The organism is Deltaproteobacteria bacterium RBG_16_64_85 (genome assembly GCA_001798885.1).
Lineage (GTDB): Bacteria > Desulfobacterota > Deferrimicrobia > Deferrimicrobiales > Deferrimicrobiaceae > FEB-35.
This window is the reverse complement of sequence record MGQW01000092.1, coordinates 52,928-66,306: the sequence shown is the minus strand read 5'-3', so window position 1 is coordinate 66,306 and position 13,379 is coordinate 52,928. Positions and strand designations below refer to the sequence as shown.

The 13,379-nt window shown below is 62.7% G+C and carries 15 protein-coding genes; 7 read left to right on the top strand and 8 right to left on the bottom strand.

What is annotated here, in order from left to right:
- Positions 1-307: 307 nt before the first annotated feature.
- Both A2Z13_06210 and A2Z13_06205 read right to left on the bottom strand, forming a co-directional pair.
- A complete protein-coding gene (locus A2Z13_06210) occupies positions 308-757 on the bottom strand; it encodes a hypothetical protein (protein OGP76078.1) in 450 nt (149 codons plus the stop codon).
- Positions 758-1,095: 338 nt separating this feature from the next.
- The gene (locus tag A2Z13_06205) at positions 1,096-1,686 is read right to left on the bottom strand and encodes a hypothetical protein (protein ID OGP76077.1); all 591 of its coding nucleotides are present in this window, start codon (positions 1,684-1,686) and stop codon (positions 1,096-1,098) included.
- A 142-nt stretch (positions 1,687-1,828) separates the two neighbouring features.
- Here A2Z13_06205 and A2Z13_06200 point away from each other — a divergent pair, with 142 nt between their 5' ends.
- The 4 genes from A2Z13_06200 to A2Z13_06185 are packed head-to-tail and all read left to right on the top strand — an operon-like array spanning position 1,829 to position 6,473.
- Positions 1,829-3,367, top strand: coding sequence for a hypothetical protein (locus A2Z13_06200; GenBank protein OGP76076.1), 1,539 nt, complete (start codon positions 1,829-1,831; stop codon positions 3,365-3,367).
- Positions 3,364-4,548 (top strand): efflux transporter periplasmic adaptor subunit, encoded by a 1,185-nt coding sequence (locus A2Z13_06195; protein OGP76075.1) that lies wholly within the window; start codon positions 3,364-3,366, stop codon positions 4,546-4,548. Before A2Z13_06200 ends, A2Z13_06195 begins: the two co-directional genes overlap by 4 nt.
- A gap of 9 nt (positions 4,549-4,557) precedes the next feature.
- The gene (locus tag A2Z13_06190; protein ID OGP76102.1) at positions 4,558-5,250 is read left to right on the top strand and encodes a macrolide ABC transporter ATP-binding protein; all 693 of its coding nucleotides are present in this window, start codon (positions 4,558-4,560) and stop codon (positions 5,248-5,250) included.
- Positions 5,247-6,473 carry a multidrug ABC transporter substrate-binding protein gene (locus tag A2Z13_06185; protein ID OGP76074.1) on the top strand — a complete coding sequence of 409 codons (1,227 nt, stop codon included), beginning with the start codon at positions 5,247-5,249 and terminating at the stop codon, positions 6,471-6,473. The genes A2Z13_06190 and A2Z13_06185 overlap by 4 nt, the downstream gene beginning before the upstream one ends.
- Before the next feature lie 13 nt (positions 6,474-6,486).
- Here the strand turns inward: A2Z13_06185 and A2Z13_06180 are convergent, their stop codons facing one another.
- A complete protein-coding gene (locus A2Z13_06180) occupies positions 6,487-7,206 on the bottom strand; it encodes a hypothetical protein (GenBank protein OGP76073.1) in 720 nt (239 codons plus the stop codon).
- On the bottom strand, positions 7,193-7,951 hold the full coding sequence (locus A2Z13_06175) for a hypothetical protein (protein ID OGP76072.1): 759 nt from the start codon (positions 7,949-7,951) through the stop codon (positions 7,193-7,195). Before A2Z13_06175 ends, A2Z13_06180 begins: the two co-directional genes overlap by 14 nt.
- Positions 7,952-8,078: 127 nt before the next feature.
- Here A2Z13_06175 and A2Z13_06170 point away from each other — a divergent pair, with 127 nt between their 5' ends.
- The gene (locus A2Z13_06170) at positions 8,079-9,137 is read left to right on the top strand and encodes a phosphoribosylformylglycinamidine cyclo-ligase (protein ID OGP76071.1); all 1,059 of its coding nucleotides are present in this window, start codon (positions 8,079-8,081) and stop codon (positions 9,135-9,137) included.
- On the top strand, positions 9,134-9,790 hold the full coding sequence (locus A2Z13_06165) for a phosphoribosylglycinamide formyltransferase (protein OGP76070.1): 657 nt from the start codon (positions 9,134-9,136) through the stop codon (positions 9,788-9,790). The genes A2Z13_06170 and A2Z13_06165 overlap by 4 nt, the downstream gene beginning before the upstream one ends.
- Position 9,791: 1 nt before the next feature.
- On the opposite strand, the gene A2Z13_06160 is transcribed toward A2Z13_06165, so the two are convergent.
- On the bottom strand, positions 9,792-10,397 hold the full coding sequence (locus A2Z13_06160; protein ID OGP76069.1) for a hypothetical protein: 606 nt from the start codon (positions 10,395-10,397) through the stop codon (positions 9,792-9,794).
- A gap of 42 nt (positions 10,398-10,439) precedes the next feature.
- Here A2Z13_06160 and A2Z13_06155 point away from each other — a divergent pair, with 42 nt between their 5' ends.
- Positions 10,440-10,628, top strand: a complete 189-nt coding sequence (locus A2Z13_06155; GenBank protein ID OGP76068.1) for a 50S ribosomal protein L28 — start codon at positions 10,440-10,442, stop codon at positions 10,626-10,628.
- Here the strand turns inward: A2Z13_06155 and A2Z13_06150 are convergent, their stop codons facing one another.
- The 3 genes from A2Z13_06150 to A2Z13_06140 are packed head-to-tail and all read right to left on the bottom strand — an operon-like array spanning position 10,629 to position 13,366.
- A complete protein-coding gene (locus A2Z13_06150; GenBank protein ID OGP76067.1) occupies positions 10,629-11,009 on the bottom strand; it encodes a reactive intermediate/imine deaminase in 381 nt (126 codons plus the stop codon).
- Between the two features lie 3 nt (positions 11,010-11,012).
- Entirely contained in the window at positions 11,013-13,157 is a 2,145-nt protein-coding gene (locus A2Z13_06145) for a GTP pyrophosphokinase (protein OGP76066.1), read from the bottom strand.
- A gap of 14 nt (positions 13,158-13,171) precedes the next feature.
- The gene (locus tag A2Z13_06140; GenBank protein OGP76065.1) at positions 13,172-13,366 is read right to left on the bottom strand and encodes a DNA-directed RNA polymerase subunit omega; all 195 of its coding nucleotides are present in this window, start codon (positions 13,364-13,366) and stop codon (positions 13,172-13,174) included.
- Between the last annotated feature and the right edge of the window lie 13 nt (positions 13,367-13,379).

Sequence of the window (13,379 nt, the reverse complement as noted above, 5' to 3'; positions counted from 1 at the left end):
GTGTTGAATCCGTGGTTGACACCCCCCGGTGTTGTGTATACTGTATACAGTACAAAGCGCGCACTGAAGCCGCAACTCTGCGGGGGTCCCCCCTCCTCCGGAGCTGCCGGAGCGCACCCCCACTTCCACCCGCGCGCCGAAGCGCCCGGCAGGTCCCCACCTGCCGGGCGCTTCCGTTTGGTGCGGCCATCAAGGCGTACAAAATGGATAGGGCGACCCGAAGGCCGCCCTATCTCTTCCGTGGTACGCAGGGTCGCCTAAATCACGGAAGCCTCAAGTTGGCCGGGGAGGAAGGAGAATGGATATTTCAAGTGAGGTTCCAGGCAACCGGTGCCGAGAAATTCGACTTGAGACCGTCTACGCCAACCGACCGGATGCTGATGTAGCAGACCCCCCCTGGCTGGGTAAACGGGAGGAGGTTGGCCAGCAAGAATTCCTTCGTCAACGTCTGGGTGTAGGAATGCCCGTCCGTGGCAAGTACGTTCGAGACCGCTGCCACCTGGGCGACCGGCACATCGTTTTCGGTGAAGTTCGTATCGCTGCTTACATAGAATTCGTAATAATCGAGGTCCCGGTAGGGATCCAGCGGGGTGTTGTCGATATAGGTTTGGGGCGGGTCCCAAGCCAGAGTCGATGTAGGAGAGCCGGTGCCCGTAGATTGGGACTGAGTCTTCTCGTCGCCTCCACCACATCCGATCAACAAGCCTCCGAGGAGGAATGACAATGCGAACAGGAGGTGGAACCTTTTAAGCCTCATCTCGTTTGCCCCTTCCCATGGGTCCCGGCTTGACGAATAACCGCTTTCGTCTATTGCATGAACATGTACATGTTCATAGCTCGTGCCAATGAGAACGAACGTGTTTCCTTACGGGGAATGCCGATGCATCTCCTTGAATGAAAAGGAAATAGAAGGATTACTCTTATATGGGAATGATTACGACTAGGAAGAAGCCAAGGCTCTAAATTCGATTTTGAAATCCGCTTTTCAAAAGCGAGCTATGCAAGTCAAATCAAAAAAGCATACACGCCCGGCCGGTCCTGAACCGGCCGAGCGCCTTCTCTTTCCGGAGATTCCCCCTGGCGGGGGAAGCGGTACTACTGTCCGACGACCGAGGCCTTGCGGATCGTCACGGGTTCCTTGGGGACATCCTGGAACATCCTGACGTTTCCGGTGGGGACATTACGGACCTTGTCGACGACGTCCATCCCTTCGATCACTTTCCCGAACACGGCATACCCGAACCCCTGCGGCGTTTTACTCGCATGGTTGAGAAAATCGTTGTTCACGACGTTGATGAAGAACTGAGCCGTCGCCGAATCGACCACGGCGGTTCTGGCCATGGCGATCGTCCCCCGGTCGTTCCGCAGCCCGTTGCCCGCCTCGTTCCTGATCGGGGGATGGGCCGGACGCTTCTCTTTCATGTCGGGGGTGAACCCGCCCCCCTGGATCATGAATTCACGGATGACGCGATGGAAAACAAGGCCGTCGTAATGAACCTCCTTGACGTACTCGAGAAAGTTTTTTACGGTGATCGGCGCCTTGTCGGGATACAGCTCGACCTTGATGTTCCCCATGCTGGTTTCCAGAAGAACCACCGGGTTCCCTCCTTTTTTCGCGGTGTCCGCGGCAATGGCGAATCCGAAGGATACTAACAGGATGAAGGCAAATGCGAAGACTTTGCGCAACGGACACCTCCGTTTGCTTGGATTTGACGAAACATTTTACGCCACTCCCGGGTTTCTTTAAAGCAAGACCGTTGAAATATCGACTGCCATCTATACTCGAGGCATACTTGTGAATAGAATAAATAAGTTTAACCCGCCCATTTTGCGGATCCAGGAGGCACTTACGGTCAACCTTCTCCGGATGTCCCTTGCCGCCGCACTGCTTGCGGGAGCCCTCCCCTCCTTCGCGGCGGAACTTCACCTCTCTCTCGATGACGCCGTCCGGATGGCGATGGAGAACAACCTCTCGCTCCGCGCGGATACGTTCAACCCGGCGATCTCGTGGACCGACGTGAGGCGCGCCCGCGCGATCTACAACCCGCGCCTCGACCTCCTGCTCGACCACCGCGGGGCAAACTCCGGGACCTCCCAGACGGTCCAGGCTTCATCGACGCTTCCGACATCCTCCTCCGCCACCCGCGAGCGGTTCTTCGACGCCAATGTCTCCACGGAGGTTCTCCTCCCCATCGGCGCGACGGCATCCGCCTCCTTCACCAACCTGTGGACGCAGGACAACTCGGGGGGACCCCTGTCCAGATTCGCGCAGCCGAACCTCACGCTCTCCTTCTCGCAGCCGTTGCTTCAGGGGCTCGGCAGGGAGGTCACGGAACGGGGAATCACGGTGGCCTCCTTCGCGACGGAATCGGCACTGGCCGGCTGGCGCGCGCAAGCACTTTCCGTTGCCGGGAACACGCGGGACCAGTACTACGCCGTGATCAAGGCGCGTGATAATCTGCAGACGCGCAGGGCTTCCCTGGCCCTGGCGCGGGAAATCCACGCCGGCAACGAAGCCCGGGTACGAGCGGGCGTGCTGGCGTCCGTCGAGCTGCTAGATTCCCAGCTCGGGGTCGCCCAGCGGGAAAAAGACCTTCTGGATGCGGAGAAAAACGCCCTCGACGAGGCGGACAAGCTTCTCGTGCTGCTCCACCTGCCACCCCATACAGAGCTGGTCCTTTCCCGGTCCTTCCCCGAAGCGGCGATCGACCGGTCGGAGGAAAATGCGGTCCGGAAAGCGCTCTCGATGCGGCCCGACCTCCAGCAGGCGAGGACCAGCCTGAAGAGCCAGGAGTTCAGCGCAAAGGTCGGCAGGAACCTCCTGCTCCCATCCCTCTCTCTCAAAGGGAGCGCGGGACTCACCGGGCTGGCACCCGATTACGGGAACGCGATCGACGACTTGAAGTCCGGGAAGTCCCCTTCGTGGTCGATCGGTCTCGAGCTGTCCTACCCGCTGGGGAACGACGTCGCGGAGGCCGATCTGGCGAAAAACCGCCTGCAGGCCGGCCAGTCCAGGGTACAGATCCAAAGCCTGGAAGAGGTCGCGGGCCTGGATGTCCGCTCCGCGATCCGCAACCTGGAGACCCGTGAAAAGCAGATCGGCGTCACCACGCGCGGGGTGGAGCTGGCGGAAGCGCGTTTCGACTCCTACGTGAAACGGGGCAAGCTGGGGTTGGCCACCACCAAGGACATCCTGCAAGTGGAATCGGACCTGACCGTTGCCCGGGAGGGCCTCTCCGGCGCCCGGTCCGACTTCCAGGTCGCCATCACCCAGTTCTGGAAGAGCACCGGCGAACTCCTCGAGCGGCACGGAATCCGGATCGAGGATAACGAAATCGAAACCCTGGCCTGGAAGGAACTCCGATGAAGCGTATCCTCATCGCCGCCCTCGTGGTCGCAGTGCTCGGCGCTGCAGGTTATTTCTACTTCGCGGGAAGCAATGGAAAGGCTCCCCCGTACCGGACCGTGAAGGTGGAGAAGGGAGAAATCTCCGACACCGTTTCCGCGACGGGGAACATCAATGCCGTGACCACCGTGCAGGTGGGGAGCCAGGTGTCGGGGACGATCCAGCAAATCTACGCGGATTTCAACTCCCGCGTGCGAAAGGGGGAGGTGATCGCGAAGATCGACCCCCAGATCTTCGAAGCGTCGGTCGTCCAGGCCAGGGGGAGCGTGGCGAACGCAACCGCCGTGGTGGAGAAGGCGAAGATCGTCACGGCGGATGCCTTGCGGACCTTGAGGCGGAACCAGGAGCTCATCAAGGACGGGTACGTGGCACAGGCGGACGTCGACGCTGCGGAGACGGCGTACGATTCCGCGGCGTCGCAGCAGAAAAGCGCGGAGGCCCAGCTCGATCAGACCAGGGGGGCGCTCTCCGTCGCGGAAACGAACCTCCGATACACGACGATCGTCTCCCCGGTCGACGGGATCGTGATCTCCCGGAACGTGGACGTCGGCCAGACGGTGGCGGCCAGCTTCCAGACCCCGACTCTCTTCACCATCGCGCAGGACTTGACGAAGATGCAGATCGACACCAACGTCGACGAGTCCGACATCGGCAGGACGAAGGCCGGGCAGGAGGCCACTTTCACCGTGGACGCGTATCCCGGGAAGTCCTTCGCCGGCACGGTCATCCAGGTACGGAACTCGCCGATCGTGACGCAGAACGTCGTGACGTACGACGTCGTCATCCAGGTGGACAACAAGGACCTCTCGCTCAAGCCCGGGATGACCGCCAACGTGTCGATCCGGATCCGGGACTTCAAGGACGTTTTGAAGATCCCCAACGCCGCCCTTCGGTACCGGCCTTCCACGGAGAAGAAAAAAACCGAGGGGGAAAAGGAGCCTGCGGGGGCACGCGTCTACGTCGTCGGCAAGGACGGGAAGCCCGAGGCGGTCCGTGTAAAGACCGGGACCAGCGACGGGACATTTACCCAGCTCGTGGACGGGAACCTGAAGGCGGGAGACGCCCTCATCGTCGCAGAAATCCGGAAGAACCAGGGTGCGACAGGGGGAGGAAGTCCGCCAGGGATGGGGGGCTTCCGGTAACTCGTGGGAATTCCCGCGATCGAAATCGAAAACCTTTGCAAGACGTACCGGCTGGGCGAGGTGAACGTGGAAGCCCTGCGGGACGTCACTCTCACCATCGAACGGGGGGAGTTCATCGCCGTCATGGGCCCATCCGGATCCGGGAAATCGACGCTCATGAACCTCCTGGGGTGCCTGGACCGGCCCACCAGCGGAACGTACCGCCTGGACGGCGACGACGTCGGAATCCTCCCCAGGGACGCCCTGGCCGGCATCCGGAGGAAGAAGATCGGGTTCGTTTTCCAGGGATTCAATCTGCTTTCCCGGATGACCGCGCTGGAGAACGTCGAACTCCCCATGATCTACGAGAACATCGCTTCTTCCGTACGCAGGGCGCGCGCACTGGAGGCCCTCCGCTCCGTCGGTCTCCTGGACCGGGAGCGCCACCTCCCCAACCAGATGTCCGGAGGGGAGCAGCAGCGAGTGGCCATCGCGCGGGCCATCGTCAACACCCCTTCCCTTCTGCTTGCCGATGAGCCGACCGGTAACCTCGACTCGGCCACCAGCATCGAAATCATGCGGATCTTCCAGGGACTTGCCGACGAACGGGGGATCACGCTGGTGCTGGTGACTCACGAAACCGACATCGCACGGTATTCCAAACGGATCGTGCGGTTCCGCGACGGCCGCATCATCGCGGACGACCCCGTCCGTACGCCATGAATCTCTACGCCGCGTCCAAGGTCGCCTACCGTTCGCTCCGGGCGAACAAGATGCGCTCCATCCTCACGATGCTGGGGATGATCATCGGCGTCGCGGCGGTGATCGCCATGGTGGCGATCGGCGCCGGCGCCAACGAGCGGATCTCCGCGCAGATCGCCTCCGTCGGCTCCAACCTGATCCTCATCCTTCCCGGGAGCACGACGTCGGGAGGCTTGCGGTCGGGGTTCGGCGGAGTCCCCACCCTGACGATGGGAGACGCCAAGGCCATCGGAAAGGAACTGCCGGCGGTGCGCCTGTCCACCCCGTCGGTCCGCTCCACCGCCCAGGTCGTCTACGGGAACCAGAACTGGAGCACGATCATCCAGGGGGTGACCCCGGAGTTCTTTCAGATCCGCGACTGGATGCTGACCGCCGGACGGTACTTCACCGGCGCGGACGTGGAGGCCTCGTCCAAGGTCGCGGTGCTGGGGCAGACCGTCGCGGGCAATCTCTTCGGAGAGGAGAGCCCGATCGGAAAGGTCATCCGCATCAAGCGGGTGCCGTTTACGATCGTCGGGCTCTTGGAGCGAAAGGGGCAGTCGCCGCAGGGGCAGGACCAGGACGACATCATCATCGTTCCGGTGACCACCGCCCAGAAGAAACTCTTCGGCAGCGCCCACATCGGAACGGTGGGGGTCATTCTCACCCAGGCCGTCGACGGGGAGTCTGTCAAAGAAGCCGAGAACCAGATCAACGAACTGCTCCGGCAGCGGCACCGGATCGGGCCGGGGCAGGAGAACGACTTTTCCGTGCGCAATCTTTCGGAGATGCTCGCCGTGGCGGAAGCCTCCACTCGAATCATGAGCCTCCTGCTCGGCGCCATCGCCTCCGTCTCGCTCCTCGTGGGAGGGATCGGCATCATGAACATCATGCTCGTCTCCGTCACCGAGCGAACGCGCGAAATCGGAATCCGGATGGCGGTCGGGGCCAGGGAGAAGGACATCCTTCTGCAGTTCCTGATCGAGGCGCTGGTCCTGGCGGTGACGGGGGGCGCCATCGGCATCCTGGTGGGAGTGGGAGGATCCTCGCTGATTTCCCTGTTTGCGAAATGGTCGACGCTGATCTCGCCCGGCGCCGTCTTTCTCGCCTTCGGTTTTTCCGCCGCCGTCGGGATCTTTTTCGGTTTCTACCCGGCCCGCAAGGCGTCTCGCCTGGACCCCATCGAGGCGCTCCGGCACGAATAGCCCCGCCGCTCCTTTACGCCCCCGGCAGGGTGAGGGAGATGCTGCCCTTCAAATTTCCTTTCTCCTTCGAGGGTCGCTCCGCCCGGACGATGATCCGGGTCACGGGGCCCTTTGGAGAACGGCTGTATGCAGCGAGGAAATCCTCCTTTAAATCCCTTTTTGCCTGGATCTTTTTCCCCTTCTCTTCCTCCCCTGCCAGGATGAAGACGGTTTCCTCCTCGTCCGTTCGGTACATCGACCCTACCGGCACGCGGTTGCCGTAAGCGTAGGTCAGCCGGATCCCGGCGGGGGGAAATCCGCTCCATATCCTCCGGAAAAAATCGGCCAACCTCCTCTTCCACGTCAGATCCTGCGAGTCCCTTCCGAATACCGCGGTCACGGAGATCGGAAAGCGGGCATCGAACTCCCGGTAGTCCTCCGACGACAGGTTCGTGCCGTCGGAGCTGAACTCGAACGACAACAGAGCCCTAGCGGCCAGGTCCCAGGTCCCCTTCTTCTCCCAGGCCACACCGCTCCCCGGAAAAAGGACGAACCCGGCCGACAGCACCTTGTCCCGCGCTTCCACTTTTCGCTCCGGAAGGCTGTTCCACCTCCCGTGCGTGGATTCTTCCCATCCGGCGGCAGTGAGGGGGCTTGCGGGGTCCGCTCCGGGCGAGGGAACGGGAAGGACCAGCAGGAAGAACGCTACGAGAAGCGCGTGAAGGATCGGGTGGCGGGCGTCAGCTTTTTTCATCTTCTCCCCTTTCCTCTTCCCTCCGGAAAACGTCCCAGCCGGCCGTTAGCAGTCCGGCGGCGAAGAAATCCGCGCAGCCGGACGCGCGCGAGAAACCGTCGGCCCGGAAAACGACCCGGACGCGGTATTCCTCCTCGATCATCGGGTACGACCCCACGCTCACGTCCGGGAAGGCGTCCATGGCCTCCTTCATGATGCCGGCGTAGGAAGACTCGGGCGTCTTGCTGTACAGCGTCACGCGGCTCTTCCTCCTTCCTTCCACGAGGGGTCGGAGCCACCCGATCATCTCGTGGAGGAGGCGGGGAATTCCCGGAAAGGCGGCCATCCTCGCGATGCAGAATCCCGGCGCAACGCTGATCGGGTTGGGGATCAGCACGGCTCCCTCGGGGACCTGGGCCATCCGCATCCGATGCTCGTTCATCCGGTCCTTGTAATACTCCGAGAGCTGGGCCTTCGCTTCCGGATGAACGATCAGAGGAACGCCCGCCGCCTTCGCTACCGCCTCCCGGGTGATGTCGTCCGGGGTGGGCCCGATTCCGCCGGTGAGCACCAGGAGGTCCACCTCCTTGAGATAGGCCCGGAGGTGCCGGACCACCACATCGATGTCGTCCGGAAGGATGGCGCACAAAGCGACCTCCGCCCCCCACTCGTTGAGGAGCGGCAGGAGGAAGGCGAGATTGGACTCCCGGATCTCGGCTTTGAGGACCTCGTCGCCGAGGATCACGACCCCCACCCTTTTTGCCATCCGTTTCCCTTCCTATCTGCGGGCCGCGGCGAAACTATATTAGCGGATGCGGGGGGAAAAATCATTGGCATAACCGTACACAGATAAGTTACAAGTAACATGGGATCGGATTCCGAACCGGAGAATCATCGTGAGAAAAACCATCACCTACGCCGCCGCCGGAGTGGACATCCGCGAAGGGGACCGGATGGTCTTCCTCATCCGGCCGATGGTCCGCGCCACCCACCGGAAGGAGGTCCTGGGCGACATCGGATCGTTCGCCGGGTTCTTCCGCTTCCCGGCGCACCGGTACCGCGATCCCGTGCTCGTGGCTGGGACCGACGGGGTGGGGACGAAGGTCAAGGTCGCTTCCATGACGGGGAATCTCGGCACGATCGGGATCGACCTGGTGGCGATGTGCGTGAACGACATCCTGGTCCATTGCGCCGAGCCTCTGTTCTTTCTCGACTACTACGCAACGGGAAAGTTGTCCGCAAAGGAGGGCGCCGAGGTTGTATCGGGGATCGTGGAGGGCTGCCGGCAGGCCGGGTGCGCCCTTCTCGGCGGCGAAACCGCCGAAATGCCCTCGGTGTACGCCCCCGGGGAGTTCGACCTGGCGGGGTTCGCGGTGGGCGCCGTCGACCGCCGCGAAATCGTCGACGGGCGAACCGTGCGGCCTGGCGACGTCCTCCTGGGGCTTCCCTCCTCGGGGCTGCACAGCAACGGTTATTCGCTGGCGCGCAAGGTCGTATTCGAACTCCTTAAAAAAAAGGTGGGCTCGAGCATGCCCGAGTGGGGAGCGACGGTAGGCGAGGAGCTGCTCCGTCCCACCCGGATCTACGTCCGCCCGGTGCTGTCTCTCGCGAGGAAGGTTAAGATCCGCGCTATGGCGCACATCACCGGGGGCGGGATTACCGGGAACGTCCCGCGGACGCTGCCGGTCGGAGTGGCCGCCGTGATCCGGAAAGGGACGTGGCCGGTGCCGCCGGTGTTCGGGACGCTCGTCCGGGCAGCCAGGCTTCCGGAGGGTGAAGCCTTCCGAACGTTCAACATGGGGATCGGAATGGTTCTCGTCGTGAGAGCTGCGGACGCCGATCGGGCCCTCCGTCTCCTCCGGAAGGCCGGTCAGCCGGCCAGTCTCATCGGGGAAGTGCAAAAAAGGCGCAGAAGCGCCCCGCAAGTGCTGCTGACGGGAGGAAAATCATGAGCGATCGACCGGTCATCGCGGTTCTCGTCTCTGGGAGCGGATCCAACCTGCAGGCCATCATCGACGCGTCGGAGAAGAGAGAGATCCCCTGCCGCGTCGGGCTCGTCATCAGCAACAAGGCGGACGCCTACGGCCTCGTCCGCGCGAAGAAGCACGGCATCCCTACCGAGGTGATCAGCCACCGGGATTTTTCCAGCAGGGAGGAGTTCGACCAGCGGCTCGTGGAGATCCTCCGGAAGAGCGGGGCGGCGCTTGTCTGCCTGGCCGGGTTCATGCGGGTGCTTACGCCGGTGTTCGTCCGCGCGTTCCCGAACCGGATCCTCAACATCCACCCGGCGCTGCTCCCCTCCTTCCCGGGGACGCACGGGCCGAAGCAAGCGCTGGACTACGGCGTCCGTTTCTCCGGGTGCAGCGTCCATTTCCTCGACGAGGGGGTGGACACCGGCCCGATCGTCGTCCAGGCGGTGGTCCCGGTGTACGGCGACGACACGGAGGAGACGCTCGCTGCGCGGATCCTGGTCCAGGAGCACAGGATCTACCCTATGGCGATCCGGCTGTTCTTTCAGGGAAGGCTCAAGGTCGAGGGGAGGCGCGTCCGGGTCGAGGGAGAGCCGAGGATTCCGGAGTTCTTTCACCGGAACCCCGACGCATGACCTATTCCCAATAGAGAAAGATCCGGTATCCCCAGTATTTCCAGCTTTCTACGAAGAAAAGCCGGAGCGTGCGGAGAAAAGCGCCGAGCTCTTTCCATTCCGACCGCACGGCGATCACTTCGATCGAGACCGGCGCCGGGAGGACCGTCCGGACGGCCAGGTGCGCCCGCGGCATGTGGTAATCCGAGGTTACGAGGATCACTTTGCGGAATTGCCCTTCCGCGACCACGCCTTTAGCGGAAAAGGCGTTCTCCAGGGTGTTTTCGGACCATCCTTCGACATGAAGCAGGCGGAGTTCCGCCGGAGAGAGAGCCGGGCGTCCCGGCAGGATCCTCTCGATCCTCGCGCCCCCTCCCGCCCCGAGAATGAACAACTCCCTTGCCTTCCCCTCTTTCCAGGCGCGGTACCCTTCGGGAATCCGGTTCTCGTCGCCGGTCAGGACGAGGATAGCGTCGGCCTGCGCCTGCTGCGGTCCCGGCAGCCTATTCGCGAGAAGATGCGGAATCCCTGCCCCCCCCGCCAGGAGCAGGGAAAGGACCAGCGCCGCGTTTCGCAGACCCTTCCTCTTCCGCGGCCGGAAAAGATTTTGATCTTGCTTGATCTTCATGAAACGTGATAGATATTATAGGTTATTTTTACGGAGGAACGCATGGCCAAGTGTACAATCTGCGGCAAGGGACCCAACTTCGGACACAATGTTTCCCACGCCAACAACAAGACCAGGAAGGTCTGGAAGCCCAACATCAAGCGCGTAAAGGCGATCCAGGGCGGCACCGTGCGGCACCTCCAGGTCTGCACGCAGTGCATCAAGTCCGGGCGAGTCGTCAAAGCCGTCTAATCAGTCCGCTTTCGCGATCGCGTCGATCTCCACCAGCGCCCCCGCCGGCAGCTTCGCAACCTGGACGGTGGCCCGGGCCGGCGGGCTTCCCGGGAAAAACCTTCCGTAAACCGCGTTCATCACGGGAAAGTCGCCCAGGTCCGCCAGGTAGACGGTGGTCTTTACCACCGCGGTGAGAGACGCGCCCCCTGCCGCAAGCACCGCCTCGAGATTCTTCAGGACCCGTTCCGCCTGCGCCTCGATCCCTCCTTCCACCATCTTTCCCGTCTCGGGATCCAGGGGGATCTGCCCCGAGCAGAACAGGAAGCCTCCCGACCGGACCGCCTGGGAATACGGCCCGATGGCCGCCGGAGCCTTGTCGGTCTTCACCGTCTCTCGCATCGCTTAGCCCTTCCCTCTCTCCACGGAATAGACGTTCTTCACCTTCTCGATCGACTTGATCAGCACCGCCAGGTGCTGCGCGTCGTTGACCGAAACCTCGAAGTTGCAGATCGCCCGCTGGTCCCGGGTGGTCATGACGACCGCCCGGCGGATGTCGACGTCGCTGGCGGTGATCGTTCGGGAGATATCGGCAAGAAGTCCGGGCTTGTCGGCGCACACCACCTTCAGCTTGACCGGGTGAACGGCCTTGCTCCCCGCTTCCCACGCCACCTCGATCGCGCGGGCGGGATCGTTTTCCAGCGCTTTCGGGCAATCCTTCGCGTGGATCGTCACCCCCCTCCCGCGGGTGATGAACCCGACGATCGGGTCCCCGGGCACCGGGTGACAGCAGTTCCCCAGCCGGATGAAGATGTCGTCCATCCCCTTCACGACGACCGCACTCGGCTTTTTGGTGGTGACGCGCTTGATCAGCGCCCCCAGCCGGGTTTCCTTGACCTTCTCTTCAAGCTGCTCGGGCGGGACCAGGCGCCGCAAAAGGGGCAGGAGCGACATCTTCCCGTAACCCAGCGCGATGCAGTAATCGTCCGCTGTCTTCAGCCGGGTTTCCTGGAGGACCTCCTCGAACTCCTTGGCCTTGAGGACCTTGTTCACGGACAGGGCGTACTTCCGGAGCTCCCGCTCCAGGATCTGGCGCCCGAGGGCGAGGCTATGTTCCTGCTGCTCCTGCCGCACGTAAACGCGGATCTTGTTCAGGGCACGACTTGTCTTTGCGATCTTGAGCCAGTCCCTGCTCGGCTTGTGGGAAGGATGGGTGATGATCTCGACCACGTCGCCGTTCTTCAAAACGGTCTTCAGGGGGACCATCTTCCCGTTCACTTTCGCCCCCACGCAGTGGTTCCCCACCTCCGAGTGGATGGCATAGGCGAAATCGATGGTCGTCGCGCCCTGCGGCAGCTCCTTTACGTCGCCCCGCGGGGTGAAGACGTAGACCTCCTCCGGAAAGAGCTCTACCTTGACCGTGTTAAGGAACTCCCGGGGATCCTTCATTTCCTGCTGGAGCTCGAGGATCTGTCGCAGCCAGAGGAACATCTGATCGCCCTTCCCGATCACCGGGCGCCCCTCCTTGTATTTCCAGTGGGCCGCCACGCCGTATTCCGCGATGGCGTGCATCTCCTCCGTCCGGATCTGGATTTCCATCAGCTCCGCGCTCGGCCCGAACACCGTCGTGTGCAGGGACTGGTAGAGATTCGGCTTCGGCATCGCGACGTAGTCCTTGAACCGCCCGGGGACGGGCCTCCACAGGCTGTGCACGATGCCCAGAGCCTCGTAGCAATCCCGAATCGACCGGGCGATGATGCGGAACCCGATGAAATCGTAGACGTGGGCGAACTCGATCCCCTGGCGGGCCATCTTCTGGAAAACGCCCGCGATGTGCTTCGACCGGCCGGTCACCGTCGCGTCGACTCCGGCTTCCGAAAGTTTCTTTTCCAGCAGCTCGACGACGCCCCGGATGTGGCTCTCCCGGTCGCGCTTCCGTTCGTCGGCGAGCCGGGCCAGCTCCCGGTAGTCTTCGGGGTGGAGCACCTCGAGGCACCGGTCCTCGAGCTCCATCTTGACGCGGGACATGCCGAGGCGGCTGGCGATGGGGATGTAGATCTCCTGGGTCTCGCGGGCGACGGAACCCTGCTTGTCCGGGGGGAGGTGGCCGATCGTCCTCAGGTTGTGGAGCCGGTCGGCCAGCTTCACGAGAATGACCCGGAGGTCCTTCCCCATGGCGAGGATCATCTTCCTCAGGGACTCGGCCTTCTGGTCGGCGACGTCGGAGATCACGACGCGGCTGATCTTCGTGACGCCGTCCACCATCTGGGACACGGTGTCCCCGAACAGCTCCCGGAGCTCGCTGGAGGTCGCCACCGTGTCCTCCACCGTGTCGTGGAGCAGCCCGGTAACCACGGTCTCCTCGTCGAGGTTCCATTCGGCAAGGAGGAATGCCACGTTCAGGGGGTGGATGAGGTAGGGTTCCCCCGACTGGCGCAGCTGTCCGTGATGTACCTTCGCCGTGAAGACGTAGGCTTTGTGGATGAGCTCGATGTTGGCGGAAGGCCTTCCGGCCTGGACCCGCTCAACGATGTCATTGAGGCGGAGCATGAAACGCTCCGGGATTAGTGTTTGACCCGCACCGTCCCCTGTGCGATCTCCCGGAGCGCCACTACGGTCGGTTTATCCCTTCGCTGGGACGTGTCGATCGACGCGCCCGCTCCGCCCAGGAGCTGCATGGCCCGTTTTGCCGCCACCACGGTCAGCTCGAAATGGCTGCCAACGTGACGCAGACAATCTTCCACCGTTACTCGCGCCATTGTTCCCCTCTCC

Excerpts from the sequence above, each read along its gene's own strand:
- A2Z13_06160 (OGP76069.1), bottom strand. The coding sequence starts at position 10,397 with ATGAAGATCAAGCAAGATCAAAATCTTTTCCGGCCGCGGAAGAGGAAG.
- A2Z13_06165 (OGP76070.1), top strand. The coding sequence starts at position 9,134 with ATGAGCGATCGACCGGTCATCGCGGTTCTCGTCTCTGGGAGCGGATCC.
- A2Z13_06185 (OGP76074.1), top strand. The coding sequence starts at position 5,247 with ATGAATCTCTACGCCGCGTCCAAGGTCGCCTACCGTTCGCTCCGGGCG.
- A2Z13_06210 (OGP76078.1), bottom strand. The coding sequence starts at position 757 with ATGAGGCTTAAAAGGTTCCACCTCCTGTTCGCATTGTCATTCCTCCTC.
- A2Z13_06180 (OGP76073.1), bottom strand. The coding sequence starts at position 7,206 with ATGAAAAAAGCTGACGCCCGCCACCCGATCCTTCACGCGCTTCTCGTA.
- A2Z13_06195 (OGP76075.1), top strand. The coding sequence starts at position 3,364 with ATGAAGCGTATCCTCATCGCCGCCCTCGTGGTCGCAGTGCTCGGCGCT.
- A2Z13_06140 (OGP76065.1), bottom strand. The coding sequence starts at position 13,366 with ATGGCGCGAGTAACGGTGGAAGATTGTCTGCGTCACGTTGGCAGCCAT.
- A2Z13_06145 (OGP76066.1), bottom strand. The coding sequence starts at position 13,157 with ATGCTCCGCCTCAATGACATCGTTGAGCGGGTCCAGGCCGGAAGGCCT.
- A2Z13_06175 (OGP76072.1), bottom strand. The coding sequence starts at position 7,951 with ATGGCAAAAAGGGTGGGGGTCGTGATCCTCGGCGACGAGGTCCTCAAA.
- A2Z13_06155 (OGP76068.1), top strand. The coding sequence starts at position 10,440 with ATGGCCAAGTGTACAATCTGCGGCAAGGGACCCAACTTCGGACACAAT.
- A2Z13_06150 (OGP76067.1), bottom strand. The coding sequence starts at position 11,009 with ATGCGAGAGACGGTGAAGACCGACAAGGCTCCGGCGGCCATCGGGCCG.